Origin of the sequence: Nocardia sp. NBC_00565 (assembly GCF_036345915.1) — a bacterium.
Lineage (GTDB): Bacteria > Actinomycetota > Actinomycetes > Mycobacteriales > Mycobacteriaceae > Nocardia.
Genome location: NZ_CP107785.1, coordinates 4,731,025 through 4,746,142 on the forward strand (window position 1 = coordinate 4,731,025; position 15,118 = coordinate 4,746,142).

General features: G+C 64.4%; 1 protein-coding gene (cut by a window edge). It reads left to right on the forward strand.

Going from position 1 to position 15,118, the window contains the following annotated elements; all coding sequences use genetic code 11:
* Positions 1–15,118: the 5' portion of an MFS transporter gene (locus tag OG874_RS22490; RefSeq protein WP_330257095.1), read on the forward strand. The gene runs 30,359 nt beyond the window's last position; 15,118 of the gene's 45,477 nt are visible here — the first part of the coding sequence; its start codon is at positions 1–3; its stop codon lies off the right edge, out of view.

Below are 15,118 nucleotides of genomic sequence, written 5' to 3' on the forward strand. Positions count from 1 at the left end.
GTGTTCGGGGCAGGGCTGACCGACCTGCTGATCGGTCATATTCCGCAGGCGCATCTGGACGCGATGGAGCGGGCGGCCGAGGCCTGGTCGAATGCGGCCAACGCACTCGAACCGATGGTGGAGCGGCTCGAGGCCGACGCGCGCGACACCGCGGTAGAAGGCGCCACCGGCACCGCGATCGCAGACAACTACCACGCGTTGATCAAGGCCGCGCGAGCCCAGATCGACTTCGGCAACGACCGAGCACGCCAACTGCTCGAGGCGCGTGCCGCGCTCCAATACGAGGGCTACGTCGTCAAAGGCATCATCACCGTGCTGGCCGCACAGATCGCGATCGATCTGCTGATCCCCCCACCCGCGGGCACCGTCAAATCCATCACCGATCGGACCGAGGCCGACGTCGCGATAGGCCTCGCCCGCGGGGATACGCTACGGGTGCTGGCGGGCCAAGGTGTGCGGTTCAGCGGGACGCATCCGGGTTTGGCGTTGGCGGCCAAGGGCATCGGATTCGGTGTCGCCGCCGGTGGCGGGGTCCCCTATGTGGCAATGCAAATCCAGGTCGCCCACGGCGACCGCGACAAGATCGACTGGCGCCAAGTCGGAGTCGGCACCGCCGCGGGCGCGGTCGGTGGCCTGGTCGGTGTCGGCGTCGGACATGTCGTCGGGTCCAGACTGGCCGGGTTCGGCGCGAACTCCGGATCGAAAGCGGCGCGGGTCACTGGGCGGATAGCCGCCAGCGTGGCCGCGGGCGCCATGGCGGGTATCGCCGGCGGAATCGCCGGCGGCCTGACCGGCTGGAAGCTCGGAGGCGGCGAGCTAGATCTGACGCACATGGTGTGGGCCGGGCTCGGCATCGGCGTGATCGGCGGCATCGGCTCCACCATCCGCGCCGGGCGGATCGCCGCCACCGCACCAGCCGGCACTGCCCCCCGTGGCGCTACCAGTGAGCCGGTACGCCCGGCAGACCGAACCGACGCCGATTATTCGCCACCGGTCTCCGAGGAGGGGCAGGCACCCAAGCCGGACGCTCTCAGCCCAGCGGCCACAGGTGTCAAGCAGCAGATCGACCAGCTCGGCCAAAACCTCGCCGGGAACCTGCGCCCCGGCGACTTCAAGGCCGAGGCCGCGCAGAAGGCTGCCGCCGAGTTCGTGGCGAACCCGCTCGAAGCACCCGCACGACCCGGCGGACCCCGCCCACTCGACGACGCATCCGCCCAACCGAGCGGAACCCACGCCGCGGACGCCGACACACCCGCACGACCCGGCGAATCCCGCCCGGAAGAGACATCCGCACCCACCAGCAAATCCCGTTCCATAGACGAAGAGTTCGAACGCATCCTCAAAGCGGAGGGAATGTGGACACCACCCGGCGACCCAGGCTCGGGGACACACCTGCCCGCAGGCCCGCAACCAGGATCACCGCACCCGTCACCGAACTCGGGAGGACCGACCCCATCGTCGCCGTGGGGAACCGGAACATCACCCGGTGGCGGCGTGCACCTCGCCGAAGCACCACCACTGGGCGGCACCACCACTTCCCCCGCACCAGCACCGCAGGGCAACGGCGTCACGGCCACACCGGCCGATCCCAGCGCACAGGCACCCAGCGCACAGACCCCCGCCGGTCACGCCAAACCCATCGAGGTCGGCAAACTCCACCAGGTCGACGTCGGCAAACTCCAGCAGATCGACATCGCCGCACTACAACACATGGCCGACGCCCAAAACCTCGCAATCCTCAAAGGACTCGACCAGAACCCAACGACGACAACACATCCCGCCAACACCAACACGGCGAAACCACCCACCGACACCAACCCACCCGAAGCGCCCCAGCAGACCACGCCCGAAAAGGTCGCCGACCCGCAGCACCCAGCCGATACCGAGTCCCCGGGTGTCATCCAGGAGCTGGACCAGAAACCAACGACGACAACACATCCCACCAACACCGACACAGCACCCAGCACGGCGAAACCACCGACCGAACCCACGCCGCCGACATCCAAGACCCCCAGCCCGCCCACCAATCCACCCACCGCACAACCCAAACCCACCTCGCCCCACCCCGAAACCAGCACCAACCCACCCGCACAAACCCCACCCCCACCGAACAGTCCCGGCGCACAAACACATCCGTCGGAACCGCTGCCCAACGCCACACCATCAGCACCGTCCACCCACGCGCCCGACACCAACACCCCCGCGGGCCACGCCAGCGAACCGGCAACACCCTCGACAACCACCACAGCACCCTCGGCTCCCGACGCGAACAGCTCCGCCACCCACCCGAGCTCAACCGACCCCACCACGTCGCCGCTCCCCCCGAGCCACACATCCGACACCAACGGTCCTGTCGCCCAGGCAAGTTCACCGACACCACCTGGATCCGCACCCGGCACCACCGCGCACACCACCCCTTGGCAGTCGGCCCTCGCCGCCACGACCCCACTCCTGGACACGAACACTCCTGCCGCACAAACGAACCCACCCGCACCGGTCCCGCCCGCCGGGTTCCTGACAACCAACCCAACCGGACAACCAGAGGCCACCACAACACCCCAGGGCTACCCCGGTGCCACAGACGCACCGGTGGCCGCGGTGCAACCGTTCGCCGCCGTCGGCGGACCGACCGGAACCGACAGCGACGAACTCCCGAGCGATCCCAAGGAGTGGCGCGATCCCGATGAGCTCGGGACCATCGTGACGCCCCCGATGCCCAGCTTGATCCCCACCCACCCTGAGGTGGACGAGTTTCCGGACAAGGCGCCCGACGAATACACCAAACCGCCGGGCACCATCTACACGATCCCCGGTGTCCCGACCCCGCCCGACGGCCCACCGGAAAACGCCATACCCGTCATCCCACACCTGCCCTCCTCGGTACCGACCGAGCCGCCGACCGCACCGCTGCCCGCACACCCACAGACACCGAGCCCCGTACCCGAACCGAACGACGACAACCGCAAAACCGCGCCGATACCGGACGCCAACCCCCTGCCCCGCGACCGCGCCGAACCAACTACGCACCTGCCCGCCACCGAAAAACGCCCCGACTGGACCCCCTCCTCCGCCCGCTACGCCGTCCCCCCGACCGGCGAAGGCGCACCACAAGCTCCGAGCGCACCCCAATTCCATCCCGACCGCGCCGACCACAGCGACCCGCCGGGAATCCCCGCCGTCGGCGGAGTACCCGCCTCGCAACTGGCACCCCCACCGAAGAAATCGGTGCAGTCCGCCCGCCCGGTCCCCATGGCCAAGGCATCGATGGGCGGCAACGGTAAACGCAAGAAGAAGCCGAATCCACCGCCGCAACCACCACCGAAAACACCCAAACCCACACCGACGCCCGCTCCGGTACCTACGCCGAAACCGCAGCCGAAACCGCGCAAGCCCAATCGTCGACAACAGCGCCAACGTGACCAGGCGCTCGCGGATTTCATCGCACTGTCGCAGGTAGATCCGAAGCGATTGTCCGTGCCGAACCCGAACCGATCCTCCGACGCGGATCCGGAGCGGGTACTGGACGCGGAGGGCCTGGTTACCCCGTTCCGGCACGCGACCAACTTGGTTCAGGACCAACTGCGTCCCATGGATGACGACCGCCGGCGTCAAGCCCTCGAACAGGACCCCGCAGATGTCGCGAAGTGGATGGCAGATCAGATAGCCCACGCTATCGCTGCCGGCGAGCACGCGGCCGAGATGATAATGGCCGACGCGAAAATGGCCGAGGACCCGACCCCGGAACGTCGGCAGGAGTTGGACAACGAGCGGATTCGCCTGGAACAAGAGCGGATCCAGCTGCAACAACAGCTGGCCGAACTGCTCGGTATGACACAGCTAGTTACCGAGCGACGCGAAGCCACAAGCGATGATCCGCTGCACGAGTTGCGGCAACTGAGCGCGCGCCCAGACGCCCCGCCCGAGATCGGCCGGCTGGTCGACATCCTCACCCGATTCCTGGGCCTGAATCCTCCTGCGGGCCAACGGCCTCGGCCGCGCGGTGATGGGCCGGATTCCGACAATACGACGAGCGCATCCAACGCCCCCGCACCAGCGGCGGGTGCGCCGACCCATCGTCCGGGAGACTCGGCCGAAAGCCCCACCCCGGCGCACGAGGGTGACCGATCTTCAACGGAGCCAACACCTCCCACCGAACTTTCCGATGGCGAGCAGACCACCGCCCCCGCCGACAACGCCCCGCAACAACCAGCCCCCGTCGGATTCCGCCCACCCGGCCAACCCCAACCAAACACCCCCACCGACAACACCCCCCAACAACCAGCCCCCATCGGATTCCGCCCACCCGGCCAACCCCAACCAAACACCCCCACCGACAACACCCCCCAACAACCAGCCCCCATCGGATTCCACCCACCCGGCCAACCCCAACCAAACACCCCCACCGACAACACCCCCCAACAACCAGCCCCCATCGGATTCCACCCACCCGGCCAACCCCAACCAAACACCCCCACCGACAACACCCCCCAACAACCAGCCCCCATCGGATTCCACCCACCCGACCGACCCCAACAAACGACCACCCCCACCGACGACAACCCCCACCAACCAGAACCCGCCGATCTCACGCCCGCACCTGCCCCTGGACCAACGCCGAAACCCGAGCCCAAACCCAAACCGACGCTGTACAACTCCACCTGGAACAACAAGCTCCGATTCGAAGGCGCTCAGAACGAGCCCAATGCGGAGCTACCGGACGCCGTCACGGTGATTCAGCGGCTCAAAGACGGCCGTGTGGTGGTCGAACAAGTCAGTGAAGCGATGATCAGCTTCCAACAATGGCTTGATAGCGAGCAGGCCACCTCCGCTAACCCTGAACAGCCAACAACCCCAGGCCAAATCGGTTTCATCCCCCCAGCACAAACCACCCCTTGGCCAGCGAACAAGCAACCAGCACCGTCCGCCGTGCCCGCCGCCATCTCGATTCTGCTGCGAAATCAGTTCAGAGCTGCGGTGTTTCAGCAAGCCCTGTCCACCGTGCAGGGCCGGGTCGACAGCGGTGAGCTCGACCTCGACGAAGCACAAGAGCGACAGCTCGCAAACGACATCACCGAGCAGATGTTCCCTGTCGGCGGGCAACTGCTCGCCGCACCACACGCCGCCGCGGGACAGGCGCTGGTCGACGCCTATCAGGATTTGATCCGCGACCAACTCGAATCCGCTCGGCTCCGACAGGAAGAACAAAGCCCGGGCGAGGCCGCGGATCCGCGGCAGGCGTGGTTGGCGCAGCGGGTGGCAGACGAGCTGGCGGGGTTGCCGTCGCCGGATCCGGCGACGAAGGCGGATCTCACCCCGGAGCAGTCGGCGCAGTTCACGGCGGCGGCGAAATTGGGGCGGGCACTGTATCGGTTGCGCAAGAAGGAATTGGCTGCCGAGTCGTGGGCGCGACGGCGACGGCGGATGGAGAACGGCGACGACGTGGAGTCGCTGTTGCGCTACATCGAAGCGATGCGGGCGGGGACGGGACTGACGCCGCGCTGGAATCAGATCAAGGCGTTCTTGCAGCAGGGGTTCATGCGTCAGATGGGCACGGGGCAGGGCAAGTCGATTGTCGGCGCACTGGACTCGATGTGGCAGTTGTCGCGCGGGGAGCCGGTACAGCTCCCGAGTGGGCGGTGGGTGCGCGTGCACCACGTGATCACCACGACCGAGACGCTGGCCAATGAGGGGGTCCGGCAGTTCGCGCCGATGCTGGGGAATCTGCGCTATAAGGCGGCACGCTGGGATCCGCACAATCCATCGCCGGAGCCGGAAGAACCGACGGTGTACTACATGACCTATGACGAGCGGGCGACGGCCAAGTTGTTCGATAGCTCGCCGCTGGGGGTCACCGCGACGATCGACGAGGCGGACGCGGTGCTGGTGCACAATCAGACGGTTCACTACCTGTCCGACGGCCAGCGTGAACCTGCGTCGGAGGTAGAGCGCGCCGGGGTGTATCGGGTACGGGATTTCCTAAAGGGTGTGCTGAAGGATCGAGTGTTGACCTCCGCGGATCTGCGTGCCGACCGCGAGGCGAGCCTGGTGACGGTGAGTCAGTTGTGGGAGCAGCAGGCCGGTCGGGCATTCACCACGGAGGAAACCGCGATGGCCGGCGCCTTCCTGGACGTGAAAGCGGGCAGGTTGAAGCTGAATCGGGATTTCCAGAAATTCGATGGGAAGATCCAGATCCTCGACGAATACGGGAAGCCGCGCAGCGATCCGAAGGTCGGCACCGACAGTCGCTGGTTCGGTGGCCGCCACAAAATGGTGGAAGCGATGTTCGATGTCCACGTGTACTCCGATGGGACGGGGCTCAAGCAGGTCACCGTCGAGGATGTGCTCGGCGGGTACCAGGGTTTGAATCTGATGTCGGGCACGCTGGAGCGGACCGCCGACGAGATCAAGAAGAATTTCCCGGTCCAGGGTGGTTTGGCGAAGGTTGAGGACTTCGGCAAGTCGAAACTCGAGAAGGAGGAAGATCGTATTTTCCTCACCGGGCCGGAGAAGTTGAAGGACGCCGTCGCGCGGGTTCAGCAGTTGCAGGCCGAAGGGCGGCCGGTCCTGGTGATCAGCCCGTTCAACGATTTGGCGGTGCAGTTCTCGCTGATGTTGACGAAGGCCGGTGTCGAACACAACGCGATCGTGTCCCGGTGGTTCGCCGAATACCGGGACAACAACGCTGCCGAGGAAAATCTGTTGGGGATCAAGGACGTAGCCGGTGCTCGGAGCGCGGTGACCGTGGGCACGGCGATGCTGGGTCGCGGTTTCGACGTGTCGATCACCGATGAGGTCAACGAGTTGGGCGGGGTGCACGCCCAAATGCTGGGCCGTTCACTATCCAATCCGGACGAGGATCATCAGTGGTCCGCGCGTGCCGGTCGCAACGGCCGCAACGGCAGCTACGGCTTCAACGTCGCTGTCACGGACTTCAGCAGCGCGGCGCAGTATCCGGTTTGGCAGGTTGCGGTCACCCATTTTCAGACCGCCGTCGCGGAGCAGGCCAAAGCGAACGACCAATATGCCAAAGCCGCCAGCCAGGCCAGCGAACAGCGTGGGACACCGGCAGAGACCGACAGCGAGGCACTGCGAGCGGCACAGGAGGAAGTCGATGTCGCCGATGCCGGGGTCGATGCGGCCGCCCACGTGATACGCGTCCTGATCCCCGCGGTGCAGCACGTAGCCGCCCAGCACGCCTCCATGGCCCGCGCGCAGCAGCGAGCCAACCGGGCCCACGCACCGCCTGGCGCGGGCGATTCCGCAACACCACCGGAAAACGCGCCCGTCACTGACGACGAGTGGACCGCGGCCATCGCTGAACTTTTCGGCGTGCCCGTAGAGGCCGTCGACGACCTTGCCCAACGGCTCACCAAGAACGCCACCGTCACGAAACCGAGCCAGCCGGCCGAGCCAACCAACAGCAGCGAGAACACCCCTCCTGCCGCCAGCGAAACTCAGTCGGCCGCACAATCTTCCGGATCCTCCAGTGTCCGTCCCACTCCGGGGACCGGCAGCTCCGGAACATCCGATACTCCGACCGACAGCACCGGCAACGGCGGCCACAGCAGCAGCGTCGACGTCGGCGGCAACGGCGGCAGTAACAACAACAACAGCAGCAGCGGCAGCAGCAGCGGCAGCAGCAGCGGTAGCAGCGTCGGCGGCGGCGGCGGCGGCGGTGTCGGCGGTGTCGGCGGCGGCGGCGGCGGCGGCGGCAACGGCGGCAGTAACGACAACGGCGGCAACGGAAACGGCGGCAGCAGCGGCAGCAGCGGCAGCAGCGGCAGCAGCGGCAGCAGCAGCGGTAGCAGCAGCAGCAGCGGTAGCAGCAGCAGCAGCGGTAGCAGCAGCAGCGGTAGCAGCAGCAGCAGCGGTAGCAGCAGCAGCGGTAGCAGCAGCAGCAGCGGTAGCAGCAGCAGCGGTAGCAGCAGCAGCGGTAGCAGCAGCAGCGGTAGCAGCAGCAGCGGTAGCAGCAGCAGCGACAGCAGCAGCGGTAGCGGCGGTAGCGACAGCAACGGTAGCGACAGCAGCGTCGTCGTCGGCGGCGTCGTCGGCAACGGCAGCAACGGCAGCAACGGCAGCGACGGCAGCAGTAACAATAACGGCGGCAACGGAAACGGCGGAAGCGGCAGCAACAGCGGCGGTAGCAGCAACAGCGGTAGCAGCAGCAGCGACGGCAGCGGCAGCAACAGCAGCGGTAGCAGCAACAGCGGTAGCAGCAGCAGCGACGGCAGCGGCAGCAGCGACGGCAGCAGCAGCGACGGCAGCGACAGCAGCATCGTCGGCGGCGGCGTCGTCGGCAACGGCAGCAACGGCGGCAACGGCGGCAACGGCGGCAGTAACAACAACGGCGGCAACGGAAACGGCGGAAGCGGCAGCAACAGCGGCAACGGCGGCAGCGACAGCAGCAGCAGCGACGGCAGCGACAGCAGCAGCAGCAGCGGCAGCGGCAGCAGCAGCGACAGCAGCAGCAGCAGCGGCAGCAGCAGCAGCGGCAGCAGCAGCAGCAGCAGCGGCAGCAGCAGCGGCAGCGGCAGCAGCAGCAGCACACCATCTTCCAGTTCCACTGCTGGAACAGTCAGTGGCTCACCCATCGATGCCGATGTGATGCGAGAAATAATGGAATGCGTCGCCTTCGTATTTCATGCATTGCGCGCGCTGGGCGTGAACGACGGACATGAACCCAATAGAGACGAAAAGGAATTTCTGGCACTAGAAGCCGCCATCATCACCCAACTGATAAAAGTCCAACCACGGCTCACCACGGGAGACCCCGCCACCCACGATCCCATGGGATGGGTCGTCGATAACATCAAAAAGGAACTCCTCGGCGCCAACACAGCAGTTATCCTTGTCGGCCAGGGCAACACCAAACACGCATACGCGATAACAAATATCGCCGGCCAAATATTCGTATTCGACACCCTCGTTCGTACAACAATCGCCGATAGCGAGACAGACGAGAAAATCAAGGTTCCCGGAGTCCGCCACTACGACGACTGGACCCCCTCCTATCACAAGGTAGATGAAGCATTCGTCGCCTACCTGAAATACGAAAACGACGAACTGACACCCATTTTCGCACCCCTCCCAGACGAGAACCGGACGATTGCCCTCGGGCCCATCACCGGCTCACCCGACAACTCAGAGCCCGAGCCGGACGCGCCGCAGCAACCACAACACCCACCCACCGACCAAGCCGACACCGGAACAACTGCAATCCCCGGCGTGGATCGCCAGACCCCTGGCGTCGAAGCCGAGCAACCGCCAGGCCCGAGGCCCAAGCACTCGACAGCGCAGGCCGCGGCCGACCGGGCCGTTCGCACGGCACTGCAAGAGTGGCCGCATGCCGAACAGGTCGACACCGCCGCAGCGATCGCGGCGGCACTGGTGCTGCAGGCGCTCACCCGGCCTGATTTCACCCCCGGGAGGGACCGCGATCCGCGGGTGTCGGCGACGATTCATGGGGAACCGGGCAATCAGTGGGCTCTGGTCGAGGTCGCAGACGGGAACGGCGACATGCCTATTCGCTCCCAGGAGGGCAAACCTGGGTGGCCTGCAATCGACTCGATGATCGAGAAAACAGAGGCGTCGGGCTACGAGTTGCCGCAGGGTGCGGGAAAGACGGTGTGGTTCAAGCTCTTCGAAGCGGCGGGCGACGATGATCCATCGCAGGCGATGTCCGATCCGGATGTCGATCTGATTTTCGCCCCGGGCACCGTCGAGCGGGGGGCCTCGCAAGCACGGCGGGAGGTTCGCAACCTGCTGCGGCAAGCCGGTGTGCCGGACGAGCAAGTCGATGATGTCGTGTCGGTGGTTTCGGACGCAATGCAGAACGTTGCTCGATATGTGCCCAACTCGGATGCACGAGTACGGGTTTGGCAAACCGGGCGGGTCGAGATCGGCGACAACAGCCAAAATCTGCCACGGCCGCAGAAAAACAGTGATACCGACGCGTTCTCCGACGGGGAAGCCGATGAGTGGGGACTGGGCGCGTTGTTGCCCGGCACCCATGGCCGCTTCTTCCGGGAGATGGTGGGTCAGCTTGCCAACACATGGGGCGTCAAACTGGAACGCGCTGGGGGCAAGACGATTTGGTTCGACTTCGGGACGACGGGTCCTGCCGACGTCGACGGAAACCATTCCGCTACACCACCGGCTCCCCAATCCGCACCGGGCGACGCGACGAAAATCGGCGTCGACCTGGCACCGAACGGACAGCCGGGCAAGACAGTCTGGGTCGAATACAGCACACCCCCTGCCCAGTCGAGCGCCTCCCAGCAACCGAAGCGGACTGGAAGCGGCGGCCGGTCGGCAGGCCAAGCGATGTCCCGCAGCACCGGTCCCGCACCTGCGCCCGGACGCCCGGACGAGGGTGCGCCGGTTGCACCTCGACGCCGTCCTGATGAAACCGACAACCCCGAACCCGAGTCGACGGACAGCACCGCTGGTGATCGCGGGCCGATTCCCGACCCGAACGACCCCGAATACCAGAGTATGGGCGACTGGCTCAAGGCCATCCGGACGCACCACGGATTGACCCAACCGGAAGTCGGTGCCCTGATACACCGAAGCAGGGAGACCGTACGCGCCGCAGAGAGTGGTCGCCGCCGCGTTACCGTCGACTACCTGCAGGAATTCGGCGAAACTTTCGACATTCCCACGGACATCATACGAGCCGCTGTACAACTCTTCGAACCCCAACTCGCAGACCATTTCCTCGACTCAATTCCCGACCCGACCAACCCCAAATACCAGACTATGGGCGACTGGCTCACAGCCAACCGACAGCGCCTCGGATGGAACTTACAAGAACTCGCCGAAAACATGAACCGCAATGCCGATACGGTGTCCGACGCAGAGAGTGGCCGTCGCCGCGTTACCGTCGACTACCTGCAGGAATTCGGCGAAACTTTCGACATTCCCACGGACATCATACGAGCCGCTGTACAACTCTTCGAACCCCAACTCGCAGACCATTTCCTCGACTCAATTCCCGACCCGACCAACCCCAAATACCAGACTATGGGCGACTGGCTCACAGCCAACCGACAGCGCCTCGGATGGAACCAGCAGGAACTCGCCGAACGTATGAATCGCGCTCCCATAACAGTGTGGCAAGCAGAGAACGGTGGCACCGTAACCCCAGATTATCTGAAAGCCTTCGGCAACGCCTTCGATATATCTGGCGAAACACTGATGGCCGCAGTACAACGCTTCGAGCCTCAGATCGCAGATTATTTCCTCGACTCAATTCCCGACCCGACGGACCCCAGATACCAGTCGACGGGCGACTGGTACAAAGCCAACCGCCAGCGCCACGGGTGGACCCAACAGGAACTCGCCGAACGCATGGACGTCCACCCCATGACCGTGTGGGCAGTGGAGAACGGCGGCGGCGTCAATCCGGATTATCGACGGAGATTCGGTGCAGCCCTTGGCATCCCAGAAGAAACGCTCCAGTTCGTCGAGGAATACTTCACAATTCCCGACCCGACCGACCCCGAGTACCAGTCGATCGGCGACTGGCTCAGAGACATTCGGCATCGCCGTGACCTGACCCAGTCGGAACTCGCCGAACGCATCGGACGCAGCGTTGGCTCGGTGCGCAACGCGGAGACCCGCCGCCGCATCACCGCCGACTATCTTCGGGATTTCGCCGAATCCCTCGGCGTGCCCGATCACACTGTGCTATCTGCCGTCGTGCGCTTCGAACCCCGGCTCGCAGAGAAATTCGGCGTACCGATTCCTGACCCGAGCGATCCCGAATATCAGTCGATGGGCGAATGGCTCCGAGCCAACCGCGAGCGCCACAGATGGACCCAAAAGGAACTCGCCGAACGCATGGGCCGCGGTTACAACTCGATAGGGCGAGCGGAGACCGGCGTGCCCGTCACCGCCGACTTACTACGCGACTTCGGCGCAGCCTTCGGCTTGTCCGACGACACCCTACTGTCCGCGGCACGGCGCTTTGAGCCCCGACTCGTAGACCAATTCCTCGAGTCAATTCCCGACCCGAGCGACCCCAGATACCGGACCCTGGGAGACTGGCTCCGAGCCAACCGCCAGCGCCACGGATGGACACCGCGGGAACTCGCCGAACGCCTGGGCATTACCAGCAGAGCTATATACCAAACCGAGAACGGCGGCGCCATCACGCCCGCTTACCTGCGGACCTTCGCCGAAGCCCTCGGAATACAAGACGACACGCTGCACGCTGCCTTGCAGCGCTTCACGGTCCCCGATCCGACCGATCCCCGATACCAGTCGATGGGCGAATGGCTCCGAGCCAACCGGGAGCGCCACGGGTGGACCCGGACGCAACTCGCCCGCCGCGCGGGACGAGACATATTGACGGTGCGGAACGCGGAGACCAACAACCGCCAGAGCCGACCCTATGTGCTGCGGGACTTGGGGATCGCGCTGGGCATTCCCGTCGACATCATGCGATCCGCCGTCCAGCGCTTCCAACCCGGACTCGAGGATTTCTTCAGCTCTGCGCTGCCCGACCCGAATGCTTACCCCTCGATCGGAGACTGGGCACAGGCAGTCCGGATGCACTATGGCCTGACCCAACGCGAACTCGCCGACCGTATGGACCGAAGCCGGGAGTCGGTATGGGAAGTGGAGAACGGCGGCACCGTCACCCTCAACTTCATGCGGACACTGCGCGACGCCCTCAATCTCCCCCGCGAAACCACGCGCGCGGCCGTGTGGCGCTTCCTACGGGTCGGCTACTCCTCCGACGACCGGCCTGAGGACGCGATGTTCTGGGAGTTGATCGACACCTCGCGCGGATCGCCGGAGGAGGAGGCGGTCCAAACACGGATTTGGGAGCAGTACAGCTGGATTCCGTCTTCCGCCGCGTGGAGATGGCGCGTGCTGCGCGAATCCAGAGATGACCTCGTGCAGCGCTTCACGGTGGCGCTGCTGGGTGCGATGAGGAACCATGTCCCAGGGGGTCCTCCGTTCATTGTCCATGCCTGGCGCTCCGTTCGCGGTGCGATGTTGAGTTCGTTCTTCGAATCCAGGTTCCCCAACATGGACAAGGGCACACGACTTCTGCTGACCAGGGTTTATGTCCACGTCCACCGACGGCTCGTCGAACTCAACGGCGTCATGGACGACAAAGGGAACATCTATATACCCGATACCCGTGAAACCGTAGTTCTCCGCAACGACGAAATCGCCGAGGTCCTTGACCTGACACCGTCCGAGGTCTCCTACGCACGACAGCGCATCCGCGGATCGACCATATCGTTCGACGGATCCGAGATGGGACAGGATCGGATCGGCGAGGTGGCTGATACCGCCTCGGCCCCCCAAGAGACAGAGCTCACCCTGGACAGCCTGGGCAAGGATGTCGCAAAGCGGGTGCGCGCAGCCTTGAGGGGCCTGGAGAATCCAGAATTGGCCGAGGATGTGGTGGCACTGAACATGCTCGAAGGTCTCACCGAGGAGCAGGTAGGCACGCGACTGGGGATTACGCCCGAACAGGTTCAACAAGTGGCCGCAGCGGCAGGCAGCGCGATGCGAGCGATATTCCCTCGGCCCGCAGCGGCGGACCCGGACGACGATGGCAGCGACGAAGTCGCTCCGATCCCCGAGCAGCCGAAGCGTGGTGGTGGCGGCGGGCAGGCCCCGGGCCCAGTTGTGTCCTTCCAGAATGTCTTCGCACCCGCACGCGCCGCCAGAAAGGGGCGCCTGCAAATAACAGACGGGGTCGGACTCGACCCCTTTGTGTTGAATCACCACCATTCAGAGGGCGACGGCCAAGAATGGGGCAGCCCCGATTTCGACAACGCCCCGCCCAGCAAAGCGACTTCGGCCGCAAGCAGTTCCGATCATGCGCCGACCAGTCCCCCCGCGGATGCGCACAGTGCCCCACAGACACCCGCCGCCGACCCACGAGCCGCCGCCGCACCCCCCGGAGGTGGCGGACCACCTCAAACCCCCACCGACAAACATGTGAAATCTGAATCCTCACAAAAGTGGGATGCGGGTGAATACGACACCATCGAAGATCTTACCGAGTCATTCGAGCGAGCCAACAGCTCTTTATCGACGGACTTTCCGTCGACGGCCCCTTCCTCGGCGCCAGCACTGCAAGGCGCCCGGGCAGCCCTGCAAAAAATCCACAACCTGCACGCGAAATATCCCGAAGTGCCACTCGATATGATCGGCACGTCCGAAACCCCCAATGGCGTGTTCACTGCGACCCCGAGTGTCAACGATTCGAACGAGCTGTCGAATTCAATTATCATCGATGCCAAATCGATTGTATTGAGTACCAGTACGGTCGCAAACATTGTCACTCACGCATTCGGGATAGCGATGCAACAAGCAGGACGGTGGCGAGCGGAGAAATACGCGCCGAACGTCTTGCGCGAAATCTATGAGGCGACATACGAGGGCGGGTTCACAGTTTGGCTGAAACGTCAGCTCAAGGATTCATTCTTTGACAATAAAGGGAACCAGGACATCGAAAAAGGGAAGCTGGATATCAGCCATGCCTTGATGGTCTCGTTCGCGGCCGTCGAGCAAGGATGGTCGACCATAACGGAAGGCCAGCAGGTTTTGCATCAGCTGTTGGTCGACCAAGCTCGGCGATGGGGAGGCCACCCGACCCCTCTCCACGGGCAACCCACCGATGCCGAGTTGGCATCGATTCAGGCCAGGAAAAAGATTGCCGACCGCCTGGAGCACGACTACAACGTCAAGGTCGTCAACCTGGATATGCTGGATATCGAAGATGAAACCGCCGAGGAGTTCGAACGGCACATCCGCAAACTATTCACCGACCAACCTCATCTGCTCACTGCTAGCCTCGAGGGAGTCCCGCTCGAAATTGGAGTAGGGGTGCTGACCCCCGCAGATACCGTGGCTTGGGCGGGGGGTTATTTGGTGAACGGAGCAACGCATCCGGCGACCCTCATATTCAGCGAACGCTACATTATCAATCGCGCGCTAATGCTCGTCGCACAGCAGAGATCTATAGAAGAAGAATTCACGGTAGAGGACACTTATCAACCGTTCGGTTCTAGAATAGGCCATGAAGGCGGCCACTGGGTCCATTTCGCTAGCGGTCTCTATAACGACATGGAAAAAGACTTCCAAGAGA